Source organism: bacterium (genome assembly GCA_013360215.1).
GTDB lineage: Bacteria > CLD3 > CLD3 > SB21 > SB21 > JABWCP01.
The window spans coordinates 209,079-232,925 of sequence record JABWCP010000001.1 but is presented as its reverse complement, the minus strand read 5'-3'; the positions used below and the strand labels follow the sequence as shown (position 1 = coordinate 232,925).

At 46.2% G+C, this 23,847-nt stretch carries 19 protein-coding genes, 1 pseudogene and 1 riboswitch; of the genes and pseudogenes, 18 read left to right on the top strand and 2 right to left on the bottom strand.

Going from position 1 to position 23,847, the window contains the following annotated elements; all coding sequences use genetic code 11:
- Positions 1 to 91 precede the first annotated feature (91 nt).
- The 5 genes from HUU58_01005 to HUU58_00985 are packed head-to-tail and all read left to right on the top strand — an operon-like array spanning position 92 to position 4,526.
- Entirely contained in the window at positions 92 to 1,459 is a 1,368-nt protein-coding gene (locus tag HUU58_01005) for a cation diffusion facilitator family transporter (protein ID NUN44232.1), read from the top strand.
- On the top strand, positions 1,452 to 2,225 hold the full coding sequence (gene pgeF, locus HUU58_01000) for a peptidoglycan editing factor PgeF (protein ID NUN44231.1): 774 nt from the start codon (positions 1,452 to 1,454) through the stop codon (positions 2,223 to 2,225). The genes HUU58_01005 and pgeF overlap by 8 nt, the downstream gene beginning before the upstream one ends.
- A 4-nt stretch (positions 2,226 to 2,229) precedes the next feature.
- Complete coding sequence (locus HUU58_00995; GenBank protein ID NUN44230.1) at positions 2,230 to 2,952, top strand: PAS domain S-box protein; 723 nt, start codon at positions 2,230 to 2,232, stop codon at positions 2,950 to 2,952.
- The gene (locus HUU58_00990; GenBank protein ID NUN44229.1) at positions 2,949 to 3,698 is read left to right on the top strand and encodes an RNA methyltransferase; all 750 of its coding nucleotides are present in this window, start codon (positions 2,949 to 2,951) and stop codon (positions 3,696 to 3,698) included. Before HUU58_00995 ends, HUU58_00990 begins: the two co-directional genes overlap by 4 nt.
- 42 nt (positions 3,699 to 3,740) lie before the next feature.
- Positions 3,741 to 4,526: a TSUP family transporter gene (locus HUU58_00985; protein ID NUN44228.1), complete on the top strand. Its 786-nt coding sequence runs from the start codon at positions 3,741 to 3,743 to the stop codon at positions 4,524 to 4,526.
- A 3-nt stretch (positions 4,527 to 4,529) separates the two neighbouring features.
- Here the strand turns inward: HUU58_00985 and HUU58_00980 are convergent.
- A pseudogene (locus HUU58_00980) lies at positions 4,530 to 4,646 on the bottom strand (phosphoribosylformylglycinamidine synthase I).
- 393 nt (positions 4,647 to 5,039) lie between these two features.
- On the opposite strand from HUU58_00980, the gene HUU58_00975 reads away from it, so the two are divergent.
- The gene (locus HUU58_00975) at positions 5,040 to 6,182 is read left to right on the top strand and encodes a hypothetical protein (GenBank protein NUN44227.1); all 1,143 of its coding nucleotides are present in this window, start codon (positions 5,040 to 5,042) and stop codon (positions 6,180 to 6,182) included.
- A gap of 65 nt (positions 6,183 to 6,247) precedes the next feature.
- Entirely contained in the window at positions 6,248 to 7,189 is a 942-nt protein-coding gene (locus HUU58_00970) for a hypothetical protein (protein NUN44226.1), read from the top strand.
- 435 nt (positions 7,190 to 7,624) lie between these two features.
- Here HUU58_00970 and purQ read toward each other — a convergent pair whose 3' ends face one another.
- Positions 7,625 to 8,326 carry a phosphoribosylformylglycinamidine synthase subunit PurQ gene (purQ, locus tag HUU58_00965; protein NUN44225.1) on the bottom strand — a complete coding sequence of 234 codons (702 nt, stop codon included), beginning with the start codon at positions 8,324 to 8,326 and terminating at the stop codon, positions 7,625 to 7,627.
- 177 nt (positions 8,327 to 8,503) lie between these two features.
- On the opposite strand from purQ, the gene HUU58_00960 reads away from it, so the two are divergent.
- The 11 genes from HUU58_00960 to HUU58_00910 all read left to right on the top strand — a co-directional run bounded on the left by HUU58_00960 (position 8,504) and on the right by HUU58_00910 (position 23,788).
- Entirely contained in the window at positions 8,504 to 9,775 is a 1,272-nt protein-coding gene (locus HUU58_00960) for an MFS transporter (protein ID NUN44224.1), read from the top strand.
- Positions 9,776 to 9,782: 7 nt separating this feature from the next.
- Positions 9,783 to 11,027 carry an MFS transporter gene (locus HUU58_00955; protein ID NUN44223.1) on the top strand — a complete coding sequence of 415 codons (1,245 nt, stop codon included), beginning with the start codon at positions 9,783 to 9,785 and terminating at the stop codon, positions 11,025 to 11,027.
- A gap of 85 nt (positions 11,028 to 11,112) precedes the next feature.
- The gene (gene topA / locus HUU58_00950; GenBank protein ID NUN44222.1) at positions 11,113 to 13,686 is read left to right on the top strand and encodes a type I DNA topoisomerase; all 2,574 of its coding nucleotides are present in this window, start codon (positions 11,113 to 11,115) and stop codon (positions 13,684 to 13,686) included.
- A 40-nt stretch (positions 13,687 to 13,726) separates the two neighbouring features.
- Positions 13,727 to 14,266 (top strand): DUF4337 domain-containing protein, encoded by a 540-nt coding sequence (locus HUU58_00945; GenBank protein NUN44221.1) that lies wholly within the window; start codon positions 13,727 to 13,729, stop codon positions 14,264 to 14,266.
- A gap of 223 nt (positions 14,267 to 14,489) precedes the next feature.
- Positions 14,490 to 15,542, top strand: coding sequence for an aspartate-semialdehyde dehydrogenase (asd, locus tag HUU58_00940; GenBank protein ID NUN44220.1), 1,053 nt, complete (start codon positions 14,490 to 14,492; stop codon positions 15,540 to 15,542).
- 294 nt (positions 15,543 to 15,836) lie between these two features.
- Positions 15,837 to 15,970: riboswitch (SAM riboswitch) on the top strand.
- A gap of 65 nt (positions 15,971 to 16,035) precedes the next feature.
- Positions 16,036 to 17,241, top strand: coding sequence for a PLP-dependent transferase (locus HUU58_00935; GenBank protein ID NUN44219.1), 1,206 nt, complete (start codon positions 16,036 to 16,038; stop codon positions 17,239 to 17,241).
- A 33-nt stretch (positions 17,242 to 17,274) separates the two neighbouring features.
- Entirely contained in the window at positions 17,275 to 18,621 is a 1,347-nt protein-coding gene (locus HUU58_00930; protein ID NUN44218.1) for an O-acetylhomoserine aminocarboxypropyltransferase/cysteine synthase, read from the top strand.
- Positions 18,618 to 19,745, top strand: a complete 1,128-nt coding sequence (metX, locus tag HUU58_00925; GenBank protein ID NUN44217.1) for a homoserine O-acetyltransferase — start codon at positions 18,618 to 18,620, stop codon at positions 19,743 to 19,745. Before HUU58_00930 ends, metX begins: the two co-directional genes overlap by 4 nt.
- A complete protein-coding gene (locus HUU58_00920; GenBank protein NUN44216.1) occupies positions 19,742 to 20,494 on the top strand; it encodes a 3-oxoacyl-ACP reductase FabG in 753 nt (250 codons plus the stop codon). The genes metX and HUU58_00920 overlap by 4 nt, the downstream gene beginning before the upstream one ends.
- 27 nt (positions 20,495 to 20,521) lie before the next feature.
- Positions 20,522 to 21,898 carry an aspartate kinase gene (locus HUU58_00915; protein ID NUN44215.1) on the top strand — a complete coding sequence of 459 codons (1,377 nt, stop codon included), beginning with the start codon at positions 20,522 to 20,524 and terminating at the stop codon, positions 21,896 to 21,898.
- An 84-nt stretch (positions 21,899 to 21,982) separates the two neighbouring features.
- Positions 21,983 to 23,788 carry a PQQ-like beta-propeller repeat protein gene (locus HUU58_00910; protein NUN44214.1) on the top strand — a complete coding sequence of 602 codons (1,806 nt, stop codon included), beginning with the start codon at positions 21,983 to 21,985 and terminating at the stop codon, positions 23,786 to 23,788.
- The last annotated feature ends 59 nt before the right edge of the window (positions 23,789 to 23,847 follow it).

The following is a 23,847-nucleotide window of genomic DNA, read 5'->3' as shown; positions in this document are numbered from 1 at the left end:
GATAATTACCCGCCTTGACAATAGATGGGGCGTTTTCTACATTGCGCGGGTAATAAACCGAATACTTTATTAAATGACATTCTCACAATCCATGCACTCCGACAAAATGCGGGTGGCTTTGACCTCCGTATTAGCGGCTATTTTTTTAACCGGTATGAAATTGGCTGCAGGTTTAGCCACCGGCAGTCTCGGTATATTATCCGAAGCGGCCCATTCAGCGCTGGATCTGGGCGCTGCGCTTCTGACGTATGTAGCTGTGCGTATATCCGATAAGCCGGCCGATGACGATCATTCCTATGGTCACGGTAAAGTCGAAAACATATCGGCGCTGCTGCAAACGGGATTATTGATCCTGACTTGCTTTTTTATCATTCGCGCGGCCGTAGAGCGTTTGATGTCCGGCGATGTGCAGGTGGAGGTGAATGTATGGAGTTTTGTTGTAATTATAGTTTCCATCATCGTGGATTATTCCCGGTCTCGGGCACTTGCGCGTATTGCCAAAACGTATCGCAGTCAGGCGCTGGAAGCTGACGCACTGCACTTTTCGTCGGATATTTGGAGTTCGTCGGTTGTAATCATAGGCCTTATTTCCACAGCGTTGGGATTTCATCAAGGCGATTCGCTTGCGGCTATCGGCGTGGCGTTATTTGTGCTTGTGATCAGCGGTAAATTACTCAAAGAAACGATTGATGCTTTGACGGACTCCATGCCTAAAGATATTGAACAGCGCATCAGAACGGCGCTGGTCAGTTTAGACGGTGTAGAGCGGTATCGCCATTTGCGGGTTCGTCAGTCGGGTTCGAAAGTGTTTGTGGACATGTATATTGATGTCAAGCGTACGGTGCCTTTCGAAATGGCGCATCATGTCGCCGATGCTGTGGAAACGCGCATTCATGAAATCGTGCCCAATGCGGATGTGATCATTCATATGGAGCCGCAGGAAACCGACGATGAAAGTATCATTGATAAAATCCGGATGATCGTCGTACAAGAAGGTCTTGCATGCCACAATGTACGTGCACAACGGGTTACCAACGGATATTTTGTGGATTTTCATTTGGAATGTGAAAGCCATCAGAGATTTGACGAAGCGCATGAAGCGTCATCGCGCATTGAAAGCCGATTGATGGAAAAAATTCCGGAGATTAAGGATGTAAAAGTGCATATCGAAGATGCGCGGGATCGGGTTGTGCAAGCATTTGACATTACGGACCAAAGCAAGCCGCTCATCGCCGCCGTACGGGCTATTGCGGCTGATACACAGCCGGTGCTGGCATGCAGCGATTTTATCGTGATGGATATCGGAGGTCATAAAAAAATGATGCTCAATTGCGTGGTGCCCGGCGATTTATCGCTCGATGAGGTACACGCCATAACGACAAGACTCGAAAACCGAATTCATCGGAATATTCCGGAGATTTCATCCATTGTCATTCACCCGGAGTTAGCGCGTGCCTGAACCCTCCATGATTTTCGAAGAAAAAGACGGATTGCGCCTTTGCCGGTTTCCGGCGCTCGAAAAATTTCCCGACGTGATGGCTGTGATGTCCACGCGCATCGGCGGTGTCAGCGAGGGGGATTACAAAGGGCTCAATCTTGGACTGAGCACGGATGATAATCCGCATCGTGTCGAAGAAAATCGGCAACGGTTTTGGCGAGCGCTCGGTGTAGATATGAATGATGTAATTCGACAGCATCAGGTGCACGAAGATCGCGTCGTTTTTTTGCAGGAGCAAACCCTCTGTGCCGATACCGATGCGATGTATACCGACCAGTCGAAAAAATTTCTGACCGTCGTCGCGGCGGATTGTGTACCGGTTTTATTTTATGAGCCTGCGCATCGTATCATCGCTGTGATACATGCAGGCTGGCGCGGAACGCAGAAACAAATTATCAAAAAAACGATGGCTTCTATTCAACAAACATTCGGATGTTCATTGGGTCATGCCGTGGCGGTCCTTGGGCCGTCCATCGGCGCGGATCATTATGAAGTCAGTGATGAGGTTGCGTCAATGTTTGATACGGCGTTTGTCAATCGTCGCGACTACCCGAAACCGCATCTTGATTTATGGAAAGCTAATGCCACACAATTAGATGAAGCCGGCGTCGGTCATATCGTCGTGACCGCTGCCTGTACGATGTGCCAACCGGATATATACTATTCGCACCGCGCTGCCGGGGGCCGTTCTGGCCGTATGGTCGGCGTGATTGGGAGGAGGAACTGACCCGATGGATCATATCGAAAAATATTTCGGATCATTGATACAGCGTGCCGGCGACGCGATTTTTACCGTCAGTCCATCGCAGATTATTTTATCGTGGAATGATGGAGCGCGTGAATTGCTCGGATATGGCAAGGAAGACGTTCTTGGCCACAGTGTGGATGTTCTATCGCCGCTGGATGACAAACGCCATATGCGTGCAATGGCGATTGAGGTGTTTGATCACGGTGCGCTCAAAAATTTGGAAACCGAACTTACCCGCAAAGACGGGCATGTCGTATCGGCCTACATTACCGTTTCACCGGTGACGGATGAAAACGAAAATGTCGTAGCGGTATCGTTTATCGCCAAAGATATTACGGATCAGAATCGGCTACTGATTCATCTCATCGAAAGCCAACGTCAGGCCGGGCAGATACAAGCTTTAGTCGAAGCATTGACCACGCTGTCGCACCATATTCGCAATGCTTCCGCTGTAATATCCGCCAAAAGTGAAGTGTCGCTGGAACTCAATCAACTGGCCGTCTATCACGATCTGGTGCGGGTATGTACGCATGAAACGCGGCGTATAACGGCGGTGATTGACACTTTGCAGGACTTGGTGCGCGAAATGCAAGTCAGCGGCGAACCGATCGATACGGTGCAAATGAACGGTGCACCGGCCCCTCTTTTAGATATCGAAGCCCGCCTCAAGGAGCGCCTCAAAAAGCTTGATGAAAGGTCGAAGTGACGCCGCAAAAGGATTTTGTTTATCCCGATCTTACCTCGATAGCTGTTATTCTCGTCGAACCGCAAGCACCCGGAAATATCGGTTCGGTCGCTCGCGCCATGAAAAATTTTGGCATGAAGGATTTGCGTTTGGTGCGTCCATGCGATCATTTGGATCGTGAAGCCTTGTGGATGGCTGTGAAAGCGGAGGACATACTTCATTCGGCGCAGATCTATCCGACACTTACCGACGCCTTGAAGGGTATTCAGTTTTCTGTTGCCACAAGTAATCGCCGTCGTGAAACGCATTTCCCGAGTTTTACACCGCGCGAAATCGCGCAACAAATGGCGGCCTTTTCGCCCGTTACTTCATGTGCCTTGGTTTTCGGTGGAGAAAAAAATGGTTTGTCAACCGAAGATGTGCATGCGTGCCGAGTGCTCTCTACCGTGACGACCGCTCCGGTTCAAAATTCGCTCAATCTTTCGCATGCGGTTATGATCTATTTGTATGAAGTATTCGCCGCGCGACTTACGGGCAATCCGCAGTTTGTGTGGGATATGGCCAAACCGGCAGATATGGAAATATTATATGAAAGAATACAACGCGTACTGGAAGCAGTAAAATTTAAACCACGAAAAACCAATGAAGATTTTTTACTGGGCGTCCGGCGCATACTGGGGCGTACACCGTTGGAAGACCGTGACGTGCGTTTGTTACACAAAATATTTCAGGAGATCGAACGTTATGTCAAGCGGTCGGAAGCGTAGCCGTCTTTTATCATATTAAATCATCATGCATAGAGATTATTCATGGAATTTGAATTCATTTCATTACTTTTTATAGGTGTTTGCGGGTTTGCTTTTTTGGCCGGATTTGTGGATGCGATCGTCGGCGGCGGGGGATTGGTTACAGTACCTTTTTTATTTGTAGGATTTCCGACTGCTCCGGTTTCGATGGTGATCGGTACCAATCGTTTTTCTTCGATTCCTGGAACCATCGTAGCGGCGCGACATTATCTGCGTCACACCCAAATTCCTGTTAAAATGCTCTTATTATGTGCGTTTTCGGCCGCGGTGATGTCCTACACAGGCGCCGCGGTTTCGCGATTACTCAAGCCCGACGTGCTCAAGCCACTGATGCTCATAATCATGGTAGCCGTAGCAGCCTATACATATATGAAAAAAAATCTGGGTCATACCGATGATCATACGTTTTCAGATTGGCGGTTACCGGCTACGGCGATACTTGTGTGTGCCGTGCTCGGCTTTTATAATGGTTTTTTTGGACCGGGTACGGGCAGTCTGCTTGTATTTGCGTTTGTTTCGGTTATCGGATTTAGTTTTTTGAAATCATCCGCAATGGCCAAAATTGTCAACGTCGTCGCCGACATCGCATCGCTGATATTTTTTATTACGAACGGGTTTGTGTTCTGGAAGTTGGCCATACCGATGGCGTTTTGTCAGATTGCGGGTTCGGTGGTGGGCAGCCGAATGGCTGTATTGAAAGGTAATCGGTTTATCCGATACGTATTTCTCGTCGTCGTCGGCGGATTGATACTTCGTTTCGGTTATGATGTTTGGAAAATGATGGCGTAAAAATCATGCCGCTTTTTGCAGCGCTATAAGCAGCGATTCAAAAACTTTGAGTCCGTCATTTTGACCTAAAGCCGGATCTGCACAACGCTCCGGATGCGGCATCATACCGGCGACATTACCGTTTTCAAGAATTTTCTTGACAATTCAAGGTTGCTATAGTATCATTACACGTCGTATGAAATGGGATGAGGGGATTTCTAAGTAGAATCCAATCCAATCCAATCCAATCCAATCCAATCCAATCCAATCCAATCCAATCCAATCCAATGGTTTTTTTTAATCATTATTGGAGTACTTAAAATTGTTATTTGAAGGAGGTGAACGACTTCATCAAATAAAGGCAGATGCCGTAATTAACTTGCTTTGTTTAACCTGGAACAAAAAAAGGAAGAACAATATTACCGAATTCAGTGCTTCGGAGCTTTGAATTTTTTAGTAATACCGCCTTCCTCAGTTGTAACTATAGGATGTTTTACGCCTAAATGCAACCTGTTCCTCAACCATGGAGTTCCCATGAAAAAATTTCCTTTGCTTATGGTCTTCGTGATGATTGCTTCCTGTACCGATCATCAACAGATGGACAACGCATCGCTGGAAGATGTGGAAATTCGCGAAACACTTAATGAGATGGCCCAGACTCTTGCAAGCGATCCCAGTTGGATCGATCAAACTCTTATTGAAAAATTAAAAAAAGGCGCTGTGAAATCCGCCGATCTGCCGAGCTCAATAAAATTGTCGAAGAGTAACGGATTTGTTCAGGATATTGAAATCGAGATGTATGACAATTCCAATGTCAAGTCCCTTTCTAAATCTCTAGGTACAACACCTTACTATGTAGGCCTTGATCCGGACGTGTATAATTTCTCTCCTTCCATTCAGGAAGAATTGACTGGTCTTCCTGTGATGGATATGCCCGTTTTCTATTTTGACGGACAGTCCGTATCGGAAACGACCGTTCAACTCGATCCCGATAAACAAACCGACAAACTCATTTTTTTTATTAAATCTACTTCCTTGGAACCCCATACTCTTTCCAAAAGCATGCAGATTGCCGGTACTTTTTTTGCATGCCGATCGATTAAAGTGAAAGTAAAACAAGACGAAAGCGATGAAGAATTTGAAGTGTATTTTTCAAACGGATCACATCCAATCAATAGCTACTTTAACGGTACGACAGATCACGTTTTCAATGGCAATACCAGAGAGGATGCCGCAGGAAATTCACGTTATTATATGGATGTAAACGACAAGAACTTATGGTATCCGACGTCTGATGGGCAGGAAATCTCGTTGATCCGCGTTGATAATCTGACAGACAGTGTTCGTATGGTAGCTATCGAGGCGGATTGGAGTTCGGGAAATTATGTTCAGGGTCGATACAATCGTAATCAGCAGGTTGGTACCACGAGCGAGATTCTCACCGACTACTATGACATGACGGACAATACCAAAAAGCTTCAAGAGAACAGCGCCTATTATGTTGATTTGAAGACATCGCTCAATGATGATAGATATCAGAAAGGCGCCATCAAGAGCATAAATGCGAGAACACTATACGCTCGTACAAACAACGGTGAACACTATATTGAAACTGCAAACGCTGATGGGGGCGCTTTGACAGATGTAGATTGGATTATTAAGCAGATTGTACAGTAATTAATCTTTTTTCTTTTCAGACTATCCGGTTTTGCGACCGGATAGTTTGTTATTTTAGGAGCCCTATGAATAAATTTGTTTTAGCTTTTATATCCATCGTACTATGCGGATGTTCCGGTTGTACGGATGATAAAAAAAAGCCATATGAAGGCTTCTTGGATAAAGATCGTGAGTTTGTCATCGCACATGTAGCCCCGGACGAGGATCGGATCAATCCTGTCGAAGTTTTCGTAGGACGACTGTTGACCATTGTTCCCGACTCAACCGACGGTGCCAATATTCAAGATTACCTTTTGAAAATTCAGTTACGTCAGTTTCAAAACGAATACTATGCGCTGCTGAAGTATCACGACGACGCACAGGTATTTATAACGTCTTCGGGTCAGACGGTCGAGCTTCAAAACGTGGGTAAGGGGACCTATCGTGACGTATCCAATGCGCTACACATCTCGGCGCTTCAAACCTGCACGCTCAAGGTCACTAGGCCGGGGGGTAAGGTTTATCAAGCGATGGTCAGAGTTCCGGATCACATTACGATCACGAGTTTGTCTCCCGGAGATACGACCGTGCTCTATCCTAAGAAGAATACGCCCGAGAGTGATTTCTGCGGTGCGGTCGCTTATATATCAGGGCCCGCGGTGACCGGCGCCTATATTTACAGGTCTAAGTTTGATGAGACCGCGCACCTACAGTCTTCTAACAATAGTGGTTCTGCGGTAATCATCGAATTATGCGGAGGTGTGGAGTACACAAATATATCCGAGACCGTCATGGCCTTTGATACGGTACTGACTAGAGCATGGGGCATGGGTGAAGATACTGGGTTCGGGTATGATTTGTTCGACTCACTTTTGCATTGGCGATCGGCGGCCACTCCGATTACGTACCGTTCGAATATTACAAATCAGGACGGAGCTAAAATCGCGGGCTACTTCGGCGCCTATAATTCCATCAACACGCATTTTGTTGTGAAATCGCTAAGGGATTCATGCCAGTGTAATAATTAAATCTGCTTATCGGATTTATGCAGAAATTATTTCGGGCTTGATTCAGAAAATTAAATAAGTGATGTAAAAACATGGTCATGAAAAAAGTTTAATAAAACATTTGTGCGTGAAAATGAATAACTTGATAAGCATGTAAATAAAGTTGTCGAGAATCAAAACGATAAAATCTTGTTAGAAAAGTTTAAAGAATTTAGTTCGCGATAGAGGAAATCGTAAGGTTTAATTTTATGGGTTACATTATATAAATTGCATTTTGCGATCATATCGTTCCGGAATTCGCTTCACTTCATTTCGACAATGATCTGTACAAAGTGGTGGGCAGCCGAATGGCTGTATTGAAAGGCAATCGGTTTATCCGATACGTATTTCTCGTCGTCGTCGGCGGATTGATACTTCGTTTCGGTTATGATGTTTGGAAAATGATGGCGTAAAAAATTATGCCGCTTTTTGCCGCGCTATAAGCAGCGATTCAAAAACTTTGAGCCCGTCATTTTGACCTAAAGCCGGATCTGCACAACGCTCCGGATGCGGCATCATACCGGCGACATTACCGTTTTCATTCATGATACCGGCAATATTATTCAGAGAACCATTGGGATTGCCATCGGCGTTGATCGTTCCGTTTTCCGTGCAATAGCGAAAAAGAACACGGTTGTCGCCTTCAAGCCGTTTGAGCGTCTCGTTGTCGGCAAAATAATTGCCTTCACCGTGCGCTATCGGCACCATGAGCACTTCGCCTTTTTTCAGCGTATTGGTAAATCGCGAATTATCATTTTCCGCGCGAAGGTAAATATTTTTACACACGTAGTGCAGGTGGCTGTTGCGCAATAAGGCCCCGGGCAGTAAACCGGCTTCGGTCAGAATCTGAAAACCATTGCAGACACCGAAAACGGTACCGCCATATTTTGCAAAATCCATCACATCCTGCATGATCGGCGCGAAACGGGCAATGGCGCCGGTTCGCAGGTAGTCGCCATACGAAAAACCGCCGGGTACGATGATGAGATCAAACGATCGAAGGTCTTTACGGTCTTTGTGCCAAATGTATTCTGCTTTGTGGCCGATCAGTTCACCGGCCGTGTAAAAAGCATCGTGATCGCAATTGGAACCCGGAAATACGACAACACCCGTTTTCATGATAACTCCTTTTTTGAATGCGGGGAATATAGAACATCGCCAAACATTGTGCAATTGCAATTTGACATTCGACGGATGATCGCTTATTTTGCGCGACTACAAAAACGGAGCTAACGATTGATATCCCGGCATCCTGCGTTAACGCCCTCTGAAAAAAAATCCATTTGGGGGTGGTGTATGTACGATTGGGCCAATTCGGCCTTCATACTTACCGTTGTCACGGCGGTATTGCCGGTGTATTTTGCCGATGTCGTCGTACCCAAAGAGGGTTTTGATATCGGCGGCACACTGTATAGTGCGACATCGCTGTGGGGCTTTATGATCAGCAGCTCGGCGCTATTTGTATTTCTTTGTGCACCGATGTTAGGTGCGATCGCTGATTTTACCGCTGCCAAAAAGAAATTTCTGATGGTGTTTTGTTATACCGGTAGTCTTTTTACCGTACTTCTGTTTTTTTGCGGGTCCGGTGATGTATGGATGACTATGATTTTTCTGATCATCGCCCAAATCGGTTTTGTCGGCGGAAACATTTTTTATGACGCTTTTTTGCCGCATGTCGCTCCGCCCGGGCAGATGGATTGGGTATCCGGGAAAGGTTTCGCGTATGGTTATATCGGAAGCGACATCCAGTTTTTGTTATGCCTCGGTCTTATTTTAGGACACGATGCGTTGGGATTGACCGGTACGATGGCAGTTCGTTTGGTACTGGCATTTTCCGGTTTGTGGTGGGCCGGGTTTTCTATTTTTACTTGGAAATATGTACACGAAGCGCCTGCGACGGAAAACATACCTGATGATTTAAGAAGTTCGCCCAAAGTCATAGCGTATATTCGTCTCGGATTACGTCGGACGGTCGGTGTACTTAAAAAAATAGTTTCCACGCCGTATCTGTTAATTTTTCTTATCGCTTTTATGTTGTATAACGAAGGTATTCAAACTACGATAGTCATGGCAACTATCTACGGGAAAGAAGAACTCGGTCTCTCGACTTCGGTACTCATGATCACACTTTTTGTGATCCAGATCGTGGCCATGTTCGGTGCACTACTTTTCAGTAAACTCGCCGAACGTTGGAGTACACAAAAGGCGATTCTTACGACATTGGTCGGGTGGTCGTTGGTCGTCTTGTATGCGTATGGGATGACTACTTCGGCTGAATATATGGCGCTGGGCGTGGTGGTCGGCATCGTCATGGGTGGGTCGCAAGCGCTGAGCCGTTCGTATTACGGTGCGATGATTCCCAAAGAATCTTCTGCCGAGTATTATGCGTTTTATTCTGTATTTACCAAGTTTTCTGCGATATGGGGTCCGCTTGTGTTTGCCGTCATTCGGCAAGCGACCGGTTCGTCCCGTTTATCCATTGTATCGCTAATAGTTTTTTTTATTCTGGGTATGATATTGCTGACGATGGTACGAGTTCCCAAGTCAGCCGAAGTGCCTGCATCATAGGAGTTGTATGAAGCGTTCTCCGCTTACGGTTATTTTTATTACGGTATTTATTGATCTGGTAAGTTTTGGTATTGTAATACCGTTATTACCGTTTTATGCGCAGCAGTTTGACGCATCGGGCACGACGATCGGTTTGTTATTGAGTGTTTTTTCACTCATGTCATTTTTATTTATGCCTTTATGGGGACGTATTTCGGATCGTTACGGGAGAAGGCCGGTTTTATTGGTGACGATATTTTGTTCAGTTATCGGATATATCATTTTTGCCAATGCGTTCGCACTGTGGTTGCTTTTTTTGGCACGTATCATGTCCGGGATCGGTAACGCGAATATTTCCGTGGCACAAGCTTATATCAGCGATGTCACTTCGGCCAAGGAACGCGCCAAAGGTATGGGATTGATCGGCGCGGCATTTGGTCTTGGATTTGTCTTTGGGCCGTTAATCGGCGGTGTTTTTTCCGGCGAAGCGTTTGGAGCGTATCGTTTTGCGATTCCCGGTTGGATCGCAGTGGGGTTGTCGTTGATCAATTTTTTCATGGCTTATTTTATGCTGCCGGAATCTCTGGCACAAACCAAGCAGGATGAAATAAAAGCGCATCATCTTATAGATGTGCGCGGTTTACAGCGCGCCATAAAAAAAGAAAACCTGGGCTTACTGATGATTTTCTTTTTTATTGTGACGATTGCTTTTTCCAGTATCTATGCGACGTTCCCTCTGTTTATTATGGAAGAGCCATTTCGTCTGACGAGTTCGGCGATGGGATGGTTTTTTGTAGAAATCGGAATCGTGAGTGTAATCATTCAAGGCGGTTTGATCGGCAGACTGAATCACCGCTTTGGTGAACAGCGTTTGATCAGTTTTGGAGCTATCGCTATGGCGATCGGTTTTATTACTTTTCCTTTGTCGGCATATTTGCCAATCGGTGGTATTGTTTTACTTATAATTTCGACCGCGTTGATCTCGATGGGCAGTTCGTGTTTAGCGCCGACGACGATGGGTCTTACATCGCGTTTGGCCGATGTGTCAGAGCAAGGCTCGATTCTTGGTATTGCACAGAGTTTTGCCAGTTTAGGACGGATGATCGGTCCGTTCATCGGCGGTGCGGCGTATGACTATGCCGGACATAAATCACCGTATTATTTTGCTTTTGTGCTGATGGCCGTTGCCGCGGTCATGGCTTTTATTCTCAAAAGCCGTGATCTGAAATTGGACGAGGCGCCGGTTGCGATGGAACCGGTGGCCGAAGTATAGTTTTTTTCGCACCATCTTGCATTTCCATCGTTTTTTGATAAATTGAATCCGCTTTTTGTATAACGATTGAGAGAAATTCATAATTATGGCAGTATCATCCGGAAAAAAGAAGACTACAAAAACCGTTAAGCCTAAAGCCGTCAAATCGGATACCGCTGAAAAGCCGGTTAAGGAAAAATCGGTTAGAAAAACAAAAACCTCCGTCGCGGAGGAAAAAACAGCCGTCGAATCCGCACCCGCCAAACGTACACGCGGCGGTCGTAAACCGTTTGTTCGTGCTAAGACGGTCAAAGAAGACATTGAGATCACAATACCCGATAATATTGAGCGTACCAATAAATCGCTGGTGATCGTCGAGTCGCCTTCCAAAGCCAAAACGATCAATAAATACTTAGGCAAATCATTTCATGTCGAAGCTTCGGTCGGGCACATCAAAAATCTTCCGTCGAATAAACTCGGTATTGATATCGAAAACGGTTTTACCCCCGAGTACCGCATTATTGACGGCAAGCAGGATGTCATCCGTAAACTAAAAACGTTGGCCGCTTCCACAAAAAACGTATTTATCGCGACCGACCCTGATCGCGAAGGTGAAGCGATCGCATGGCACATCGCCGGTGAAATCGAAAAGCATAATCCCAGCATATCGCGTGTACTTTTTAATGAAATCACCAAAAGCGGTGTCGAAGAGGCAATGCGCACACCGACGAAAATTGATCCCAAATTAGTTCAGTCGCAGCAGGCGCGCCGTGTACTGGATCGCATCGTCGGTTATGGTGTGAGTCGATACCTTTGGGGCGTTGTTCGCCGCGGGACGTCGGCAGGTCGCGTACAGTCCGTCGCTTTGCAACTGGTTTGCAAACGTGAAGAAGAAATCAATGCTTTTGTTCCCCAGGAATACTGGAGCATCCATGCAAAAGTGCAGGATGAACCGACAGAGGCCTTTTTGGCGCATCTGCATTCTATAGACGGGAAAAAAGTAGATATAGCCAGCGGCGACGTTGCACACCGTTTTGTTGAAGACATTCGTAAGAAAAATTTTCTGATCAAAGATATTCGCAAGCGTGAAGCGCGACGTAATCCCTCGGCGCCTTTTGTTACGAGCTCGCTACAACAGGAAGCTTCACGAAAGCTCGGTTTTTCACCTAAGTTGACCATGATGCTCGCGCAGCAGCTGTATGAAGGTATTGATCTTGGCAGCGAGGGACTTACGGGTCTTATTACCTACATGCGTACGGATTCTACGCGTGTAGCCGATACAGCGTTGGTTTCGGTGCGTGAATATATCATGGGCAGCTACGGCCGCGAATATATTCCTCATACGCCTAATCAGTTCAAAAGTAAAAAAGCCAATGTGCAAGATGCGCACGAAGCGATACGTCCCACAAATGTGAAATTCACGCCTAAAACCGTAAATAAATATCTCACGCCGCAGCAGGCCAAACTGTACGAATTGATTTGGAATCGTTTTGTAGCATCGCAGATGACTCCGGCCGAGCTGGATCAGACGACCATTGATATTTCCGCCGACGAATACCTGTTTCGTACTACAGGTTCCGTTGTGACTTTTAAAGGATTTTTGCAGGTATATGAAGAAGGTCGCGACGAAGGTGATAAAACGCAGGACAATGGTGAAGAAGAGGATAACAGCGGTTTACTGCCGGCCAATCTGAAGATCAATGATGTACTCAAGTTGCATGAACTTTTGCCGGAGCAGCATTTTACCAAACCGCCTGCACGTTTTACGGAAAGTTCGCTCATAAAAGAATTAGACAATATCGGCATTGGCCGTCCCAGCACTTACGCGATGATCGTCGGTACGATCGTGGAACGCGAATACGCCGAACTGCGCGAGCGCAAGCTGTATGCGACCGATCTCGGTAAGAGTGTCAATAAAGTGCTGAACGATCATTTTAATGCGCTTTTTAATGTCCAGTTTACCGCGGAGATGGAAGAAGAACTGGATAAGATCGAATCCGGCGAACTGGGTTATAAAAAAGTGCTCGATGATTTCTACAATCCTTTCGTAAAAAACATGAAGGATGTGGAAAGTAAAAAAGATGCGATCAAAGAATCGGTGCAGGAAAAAACGGATGAGACTTGCGAAATCTGCGGTAAACCGATGGTAATCAAGTGGGGTCGTTTTGGAAAATTTATGTCCTGTACAGGTTATCCGGAATGTAAGAATATCAAAAAAGTGTCTAAAGACGGCGAAGCCGCACCACCGCCGGAAGTGACCGATGAAAAATGTCCGAACTGCGGAAGTCCTATGGTTGTGCGCCAAAGTCGCGGCGGCAAGTTTCTCGGTTGTTCCAATTACCCGACTTGTAAAACGGCTAAAGCGCATCCGGATGATATTATCAAAGACGTGATTTGTCCTAAAGACGGCGGTCAGTTGATACGCCGTCGTTCACGGTATGGTAAATTTTTCTACGGTTGTGCGAATTATCCTAATTGTGATTTTGTATCGTGGAACGAGCCGGTAGCAACACGTTGCCCGCATTGCGATGCTGCGTTTATGGTCAAAAAGACCAGCAAACGTAAAGGTGATTTCCTTTTATGTATGACTTGCAATCACGAAGAGATTTTGCCGGCGGATACGTCGGTGATGAAAGAACAACCTGAAAACGAATCGATTTCCTTTAATGAAGGGGAATAAATTTTAAGGTTCAGTTTAATATTTAGGAGGAGAAATATTTATGGCTGATGAAAAGGAACAAAATGACGAACTATTGGAAAAAGGCGCGGCGTTGAGCACGGCGATTATCGGCGTATTTTTATCCATTTCTTCCATTTTGGGCGGCAATGCCAATGATGATATCATGATTCATCGCGGTTTGGCCAATAATCAATGGTCGTATTTCCAAGCGAAGAGCACCAAACAAGCGCTCTATGAAGTAAATCGTAAAATGTTTGAAACACAACTCGCTGATCCGTCCCTGGCCGAAAGCTATAAAAAAGAAATTCAGGTTAAGCTTGAGAAGTTTGATGCGGAAGTAGCACGTTATGATACGGAGAAAAAAGAGATAAAAGCCAAAGCGGAAGAGCACGAGAAGCTTTCCGATCAGGCGGCTGAGATCGAAGATAAATACGACTATGCCGAAGGTTTCTATCAAATAGCCATCATTCTTGCGGCTGTGGCAATGATCGCAGGCAATCGCAAACTTTGGTTGTTCAGTATGGTACTGGGTTCTATTGCTATCGCAATAACCGGATTTGCTTTTTTCGTTTCTCTTTAGTATAAGTTAGTATTGAAGAATAATTGATAATAAAAAACGATTTAATAAATGAAGATTTCAGCGCTAAAATTAACGAACATACTTTCGTGCCGAATGTCTAACGGTAAGCGAAAACGTATGGTTATGCACCATCGAATGCGACGCTGAACGTCTGATCTAGTTATTTATATATTTTTAATAACAGCCGGGTTCACAGCCCGGCTAATTTTTTTTAGGAGTCAATGTGAAAAAAATAAAAGTAGGAATTTTGGGAGCGACAGGCACGGTGGGTCAGCGTTTCATCGAATTGCTTCACGCCCATCCATATTTTGAAATTACTGCATTGGCGGCTTCGGAACGATCCGTCGGGAAAAAATACAACGATCTCAATACATGGAAACTGGACAGTGTTTTGCCTTCGCGTATCGGGGAAATGATCGTGCAGCCATGTTCTCCGGGAATGGATGCGCGTGTGATGTTTTCGGCATTGGATTCTTCAGTTGCCGGCGCGATCGAAATGGAGTTGGCCCGCGCCGGTTATGTTGTCGTAAGTAATGCCAAAAATTACCGGATGGATGAAGATGTACCTTTGCTTTTTCCGGAGGTCAATGCAGATCACACGCGGTTAATAGAAATTCAGAAAAAGAATCGCGGTTTTGATCGAGGGTATATTGTAACCAATTCCAACTGTGCGATCATGGGGTTTGTTCCTATTGTGCATGTATTGCATCAGCATTACGGTGTCGTATCGGTAGATGTGACCACACTGCAAGCGATTTCCGGCGCCGGTTATCCGGGCGTGCCTTCGATGGATATTTTAGGAAATGTGATTCCGTATATTTCCGGTGAAGAAGAAAAAATTGAAACCGAACCTTTAAAAATTTGGGGACAAATGTTACAGGATCGCATTCAGTTCGCTTCGATTGCGATCAGCGCCTCCGTACACCGAGTTCCCGTATTGGACGGGCACTTGGCGAGTGTTACAGCGAAATTAAAACAGCAGCCTGCAATCGGCGATATCAAACAAAAGTTGTCTGAATTTAAAAGTGCGCCGCAGGAACTGAATTTACCGCTCGCGCCGATAAGACCTATCGTCGTCATCGAAGGCGATGACCGTCCGCAACCGCGCCGTGATGTTACTTTGGAAAAATCAATGGCTGCGTCGGTCGGCCGTATTCGATACGACCGTTCAGGCAACCTCAAGTTTTCTTGTTTGGTTCATAATACGGTTCGTGGTGCGGCCGGAGGAGCGGTACTCAATGCCGAATTGCTTCACGCTAAAGGTTTATTGGAATAAAAAAATCAAATAAATGAAAAGTTTTTTAGACAAAACGATGATTCCTCTTGACAAGGGTGGGGTGCGGCGTATATATTATTTCATTATGATTTTATTTAGCAACACAAAAACAGCTCAGAATATAATGCCCACGATGATGCAGATGTGCATGTGCACCTGTACGCGGAAGGGCTATATCCATTTATAGCAAATAAGTAGAATATTTTTACTTCAAGCCCTTCCGATAAAACGGAAGGGCTTTTTGTTTTACACTCAAACAAAGAATAAAATGACTTAAACAACCAACGACATACACTCTTATCGCGAAAGGCTGAGGGATCAGGCCCTGTGAAGCCTTGGCAACCGATGCATAGTGACGTCCTGTGCATGCCCGGTGCCGCATCCTGCCCGCCGATACCGAACGGTATTGGTTTCGGGAAAGATGAGAGAAGAAGCCTAGGCCTCTTCCAATCTCCCGGGAGAGGCTTATTTTTTTTAAAATGAAAGGAACATCATGAAATTCGGAACTTCTGCGATCCATGCCGGCGTCAACAAAGATACGGCCTACAACAGCGTCACCACACCGATCTATACGTCTTCGACATTTCGATTTGAAGAGACGGGACTTACTAAAGGATATGATTATACGCGTTCGGGCAATCCGACGCGCTCGGCTTTGGAAGAAAATATAGCCGCGCTTGAAGGTGGGATATGCGCGCGTGCCGTAGCTACAGGAATGGCGGCCGTCGCGACGGCGCTGCATTTTTTCAAAAGCGGCGATCATATTTTGTGTACACATGATTGTTACGGCGGCACAGAAAGATTACTGAGGACGTACAGTGAATTGTTTGGTCTGCGTGTTACGTATGTAGACATGTGTGATCTGAAATCGGTAGAAGCTGCATGGTTGCCTGAAACGCGCGGAATATGGATCGAAACGCCAAGCAATCCGTTGCTCAATATCGTGGACATCCGAGCGATTACGGCTATAGCGCGTGCACGAAGAGGTTTATCCATTGTAGATAACACATTTCTCTCACCGTATTTCCAGCGGCCATTTGAATTGGGAGCCGATATCATCGTGCATTCGACGACTAAATATCTCAACGGTCACAGCGATGTAGTCGGCGGTGCCGTGGTTGTCAAGGACTCAAATTTGGCCGAGCGTCTCAAATTTCTTGTCAACGCATTGGGTTTGGGTGCGGCGCCTTTTGATTGCTGGCTTGTACTGCGCGGAATCAAAACTCTTGTGGCGCGCATGCAAGCGCATGAGCGCAATGCGCTGGCGGTAGCGCGATTTCTCTCCGAACATCCCCAGGTACGGCGGGTTTTTTACCCCGGACTTCCGTCACATCCAAATCATGCCTTGGCTCGATGTCAGCAATACGGTTTTGGCGGAATGGTTTCATTTGAACTGGACGGGGACTCGGAGTCTATGCGCCGGCTTCTCAAAGGTACCAAATTGTTTACGTTGGCGGAGTCCCTCGGCGGCGTAGAATCCCTGATCGAACATCCGGCCACAATGTCTCATGCTTCGATGGATGCCGAGTTGCGGGAAAAAGCCGGTATCAATGACCGGATTGTACGCTTATCGGTCGGTATCGAAGAAACATCCGATTTGATTGAAGACTTGGCGTCGGCTTTGCGTCAGTGTCAACACAATACGCCTGCAACGCCCGCGTCGGCGCGATCCGTTTTTTCATCAATCAATGCTCATTAATTCATACATAAACATGTAAAGAAAGGTTCCACCATGGCTACGGAAGAAAAAAAATCAACCTACCGTTTTGAAACATTGCAACTTCATGCGGGTCAGAAACCGGATAGCGCTACCAATGCGCGCGCCGTTCCGATTTATCAAAGTACATCGTATGTATTTAATAATGCCGATCATGCGGCGGCACTTTTTGGGCTGCAGGAATTCGGTAATATTTACACGCGCATTATGAATCCTACGACAGCTGTTTTTGAAGAGCGCATAGCAGCTTTAGAAGGCGGTGTTGCGGCGGTAGCTACATCGTCCGGTCAAGCGGCTCAATTTCTGGCTATCACGACGATCGCTCAGGCCGGTGATAATATCGTTGCTACAAGTTTGTTATATGGCGGAACATACAATCAATTTAAAGTCACTTTACCGCGTCTCGGCATTGACGTGAAGTTTGTCGACGGGGATCGTCCCCAAGATTTTGAAAAACTCATCGATGCGAAAACCAAAGCGCTTTACATCGAAACGATCGGCAATCCGCGATTGAATATTCCGGATTTTCAGGCAATCGCGGACGTAGCGCACCGTCATGGTATTCCACTGATTGTTGATAATACATTTGGTGCAGGCGGCTACATCGCACAACCCATTCGTTTTGGCGCCGACATCGTGGTGCACTCGGCGACCAAATGGATCGGAGGCCACGGCACGGCGATAGGCGGCGTGATCGTTGATGCCGGTACGTTTGATTGGGGTAACGGTAAATTTCCTTTGTTTACCGAACCCAGTCCGGGTTACCATGGACTAAAATTCTGGGATATTTTTGGCAGTGCGGGGCCGTTTGGCAATATTGCTTTTGCCATACGTGCGCGTGTCGAGGGTTTGCGGGATATCGGTCCCAGTCAGTCACCTTTTAATGCATTTCTGCTCCTGCAAGGTTTGGAGACACTGTCGTTACGCGTCGAACGGCATGCCCAAAATGCGTTAGCACTGGCACATTGGTTGAAAAAACAACCGCAAGTATCGTGGGTGTCGTATCCGGGTTTGGAAGATCATCCGTATCACGCCAATGCCAAAAAATATTTACGCGCGGGTCACTATGGCGGAGTGCTGGTATTTGGAATTAAAGGCGGGAAAGAAGCCGGGAAAAAATTTATCAACAGTCTCTCTTTAGCTAGTCTTTTGGCTAATGTAGGCGATGCTAAAACTTTGGTCATTCACCCCAATTCGACCACGCATCAGCAATTAAGCGATGCCGAGCAACAAACCTCCGGAGTGACGCCGGATTTGATTCGTGTTTCGGTGGGAATCGAACATATCGATGATATTATCGCTGATTTCGAACAAGCATTGCATAAGACGGAATCCCTGACAGTGGAGGAATCCGCCGCATGAATCCGCTTGTTTCTCCGATACCATCGGTTTTTTCGTCAGTAAAATATACGACGGTGTTTGATACGATCCCCTTGCGTCTTCAGCAAGGGGGTACTTTGTCGAATATTACTGTGGCGTATGAGACCTATGGTACACTCAACAACGAAAAATCAAATGCCGTTTGGGTCTGCCACGCATTGACGGGTAATGCGCATGCCTACAGCGACGGTACAAATGTACCCGGTTGGTGGGACGGATTGATCGGAAAAAATTTGGCACTCGATCCGGGCGAATACTTTATTATTTGCAGTAATATTCTCGGCAGTTGTTACGGCTCGACCGGCCCGGCATCGCATTATCCGGCGGACGGGTTACCCTGGCGCAAACGATTTCCCCTCATCACAGTACGCGATATGGTGCAGGTACAGCACGCACTTTTGGAACATTTAGGCATTGAGCGACTGCAAGCCGTTATCGGCGGTTCGCTGGGTGGTATGCAAGTGCTTGAATGGGCGCTGATGTATCCGGAAAAAGTTGCGCGGATCATACCTATTGCCACGGCAGCAAGCCATTCAGCTTGGGCTATTGCCTGGAATGAAGCAGCACGACGTGCCATAGTCCAAGATCCTGCATTTCAAAATGGCGGGTATAACGAACAGCCGGTTAAGGGACTCGGTCTGGCACGGTGGATTGCTATGATTTCGTATCGCTCGCAAAAATCTTATCAGGACAAATTTGCACGCGGGGGTCAACCGTGCGATCAAATTAATCCCGATTTTTTTTATTCGGATGAAACGGCACAACCATTCGCGATTGAGCATTACTTGGATTACCAAGGAAAGAAACTTACAGCGCGTTTTGATGCGCTCAGTTACATCCGAATAACGCAAGCCATGGACCGTCATGATGTGACTGAAGTCCGGGGCCCCTTGGACTATGTACTGCATAGCATACGTGCTAAAGTTTTGTGCATAGGCATTCGCTCGGATGTGCTTTATCCTGCGGAGGAACAAAAAGCGATCGCGCGGGGAATTAAAAATGCACGCTATATCGAATTGGATTCGGATGATGGTCACGATGCTTTTTTGATAAAAAATGAATTGATGAACGAAACGATTGCAAAATTTTTAAAGGAAAACGAATGATATCGTTAAAAGATAAAGTTGCCTTGATCACCGGAGGTTCGCGTGGTATCGGAGCCGCCACGGCGATATTACTGGCCGAGGCCGGAGCCGACATAGCCATAAATTATTTAAACAGTGAGGCGAATGCGCGGCGCGTAGTTGATCGCATTCAGGCATTAGGTAGAAAATCAGCAGCAATCCGTGCGGATGTCAGCGATGACGCGCAAGCCAAAGAATTGGTGCAATCGGTGATTCTGAAATTCGGACGATTGGATATTCTTGTTAATAATGCGGGTATCTGGACGCGCGCTCCGATCGGGCTTACCGATAAATCCGTGTGGGATGCTACATATCTCACTAATGTACAAAGCTATTTATCCGTGACTAATGCGGCCGTTCCGCATTTGATGAAATCACGCGGTCGTATTATTAATATCACGTCCACAGCCGGCCAACGCGGGGAAGCATTTCACAGTCATTATGCCGCATCCAAAGGAGCGATCACTGCGTTTACAAAATCTATAGCCGTTGAACTCGGGCCGCAGGGTATTTTAGTGAATAATGTAGCACCGGGTTGGGTGGACAATGATCTTAACCGCGAAGTTTTTTCTGATGCGGGTTTCAAAAAAACCGTGATTGAGAGTATCCCGATTCGTCGTATTGCGTCCTCGGAAGATGTGGCCGGTGCCGTTTTATTTTTGGCATCAGATCTGAGCCGCCATATCACCGGTTCGACGATCAGCGTCAATGGGGGCGCCGTATTAGTTTAAATTCAATTATAATTTTATGAGGATATCATGATAGTTATGAAATTTGGCGGTACTTCTGTGCAGGATGCGGGTGCGATTCGCCGGGTGGCCGAAATCGTCAGACGCCACGCTGAACGCAAGGTGCTGGTAGTGGTTTCGGCATGTGCCGGTGTGACCGATCAACTTGTACGGCTGAGTCAGGCTATCGAAAGGCGTGATGAAGCCGCTATCGGCAAGATAAAAGAAACATTAATTGATAAACACAAAATGGAGGCTCAAACGCTAACTTTGTCGGCGGAGGAAAAAGAGCAATTAGAACGATTTAACGGTGAATTTGAACGCTGTGTCAACGGCGCATCCATTTTGCATGAAGTGACGCCGAGGACGCATGATCGTCTTTTGTCGTTCGGTGAATTGTGGTCATCGGTTCTTACTTTGTCGGCGATTCGTCAGACAGGTCAAAGCATTTCATGGTTGGATGCACGAACCGTGATAACAACGGATAATGCCTACAACGCCGCCCATCCACAGACAGATGCGCTGCCGTTACAAGTTCAGCAAAAAATCATACCCGCTTTAGAAAGGGGCATCGTGATCACCCAAGGTTTTCTCGGTGCGACCACGGACGGGCACACAACCACGCTGGGTCGCGGCGGTTCGGACTACAGTGCATCACTTTTGGGTGCGGCGCTCAAAGCGGATGAAATACAAATATGGACGGACGTGGACGGTATTCTCACAACGGATCCGCGCCTGGTGCATGTCGCCCGTCAACTGACGCATGTCAGCTTTGATGAAGCTACGGAGTTGTCGCAGTTTGGTGCTAAAGTATTGCATCCTAAAACGGTGTTACCGGCGATTCAAAAGAACATTCCAATCCGTGTGCTTAACACATTCAATCCATCCAATGCCGGTACATGCATTACGCGGGAAGCGATCAAAGGAAAAGGGATTGTCCGTTCGATTGCGTTTAAGCGGGGTTTGGAAGTTATGACGGTACGATTTAATGATCCTGAACAAAAGAGCCCGATTCTTGCTGAAATTTTTGCAAGGTTGCAGGAAACAGGAACCGATGTTGAATTGGTAAACACGACAGAGCGGGGGATTGTTCTGGCGGCTGCTTCCAATGAACGTTGGCGGTATTTTTGCGATCATCTGCCGGCCTCATGGCATATTACTTTTCAGACCGGACGGGCGTTGTGTGCATTGGTTGGTCATTTGATCGCCGAAGATTTTTCCAACCTGACAAGAGCATTGGGTGTGATGCAATCCGAGGCCATTCATGTCGAAGCGATCGCACAAGGGGGATCAGGGCATCACTGGGCGGTGCTGCTCCGCGAACATCAGCTTACACCGGCGGTGCGGCTCTTGCATGCTGATTTTTTTGAAAACAGAGCATCCGTCAAAACCGTAGCCGTTGCGTGACGACGAAACAATATTTAAATAAATACGTAACCTCATACCTAATCTAAACACATCCGTTGTTGTTATTAAATGATGAGGTTTGTCATGAAAAATGCGGGGATTTTTTTGTGGGTTTGGGTATTCAGTATTTCGTTGTGTGTGAAAGAACTGAAGGCCGGAGGTGAGGGGTATTGGTTTCTCAAAAATCAGGCCCACACCACGCCTGAGAATAAACTGTATGATACACCCGATTGGCGTACTGCACTAGACGGCCCCATACGTGGTTCAGCAGCTTTTTCGGACGGCCATGTATATATCGGTACAGCCAAAGGAACGCTTTATGCAGTTCGCGAAAAAGACGGTACGGTAGAATGGAATCGTAATTTTGGCTCGGCTATTCATTCTACGCCGGCGGTAAAAGGCAATCGTTTGTATTTTACTGACAATTCACAGCATTTGTATTGTGTATCGGCGGGTGACGGTAAAGAAAAATGGCGTTATGCTTTTGATAAGGCATTGCCTTACGATTGGAAGTTTGACTATTGGTATTCATCGCCTGTTTTTTGGGGCGAAAATATTATCGTGGGTGGTGATGATGGCTACCTCCATAGTGTACGGTTACGTGACGGTAAGGTACAATGGAAATTCAAAGCGGAATCTGTGATTCGCTCAACACCGGTTATCAGAGACGGGATTATTTATTTTGGCGATTGTATGGGGTATGTCTATGCAGTAGATGCAGCGACAGGAAAGTCGAAATGGAGGAGTGAAACCGAAGGCGTACGCATAGATCAATCACAGTATATTTTTGATCGCAAAGCGGTGATTAGTTCGGCAGCGTTGTCGGAGGACGTTTGTGTCATCGGCAGCCGCGATGGATTTTTATATGGTTTTAATACGATAGACGGTAAACAACTTTGGTCTTTGGATTATACAATAAGTTGGGTCAATTCGACCGCGGCAATTCGTGAAGGTATCGCCGTGACGGCAACATCCGACGGACGTTATGTAAATGCCGTGGAAGCCAAAACCGGTAAAGAAATCTGGCGATTTAATACGCGCCAAATTTTATGGTCGTCACCCCTGATCATCAATAATCATGTGTATGCCCAAAGTTGTGATGGTGTCATGCATATTTTAAATTCAAAAACCGGTGAGAAAATTTCAGAACATCGTACGATCACGCCGATCCAATCGTTTTCGTCACCCGTATTTACAGGCAAAACGCTGCTTTATACCAATGACAGCGGTATTCTGTATGCTTCGTTTGGCAGGCCGACCCCTGTCGAATCACGTACACGGAAACTTGCGCTTTGGATGGATAAAGTAGGGCTTCAGTTTAGCAACAATATGGATGTAAGATTAAAAAATTATCTTACCGATATCGGATATGCTGTCATTGATACCAATCGTTTTGCTGAAATCACGGCGCAATCGGATTCGGCATCAAAAACAATAGTGGTAGTGATTTCTGCGGCATTTCCGGATACGATATTACAAGGTGGAAAAAACAGCTTGGTTCGCCGATTTCTTGATCAAGGCGGTGCGGTCATCAATTTTGGATTTAATCCTACCGTATTCGATCCGCGTATTGAAACATATAATTTCCTAAAGGCGGAAGAAATTTTCGGAGTGGCTTATGGTCCCAATGATCTCCGCAGTTTTCAGGGTTTATATCCGTCGTTTGCTACCGAATTTGGAAAAAAATATCAGTTGCCTGATTTTTGGACGGGTTTTGCCGGAGTGAATAAAAATCAGGTGGATGAAGTGTTAGGACTTAATGAAAACGGATTGGCTTCATCTTGGATTAAATATTACGGCGCCAATAAAAAAGGGGCGTGGATACAAATCGCCATGGATCGCAGCAATCCGGCGGATTATAATTTTTTAAAGTATTTTAACGCTAAATAGATCTAAACAACTACATCGAGTTCGTTTAAACTCCTAACATGTCGTAGGTTAAAAAATAC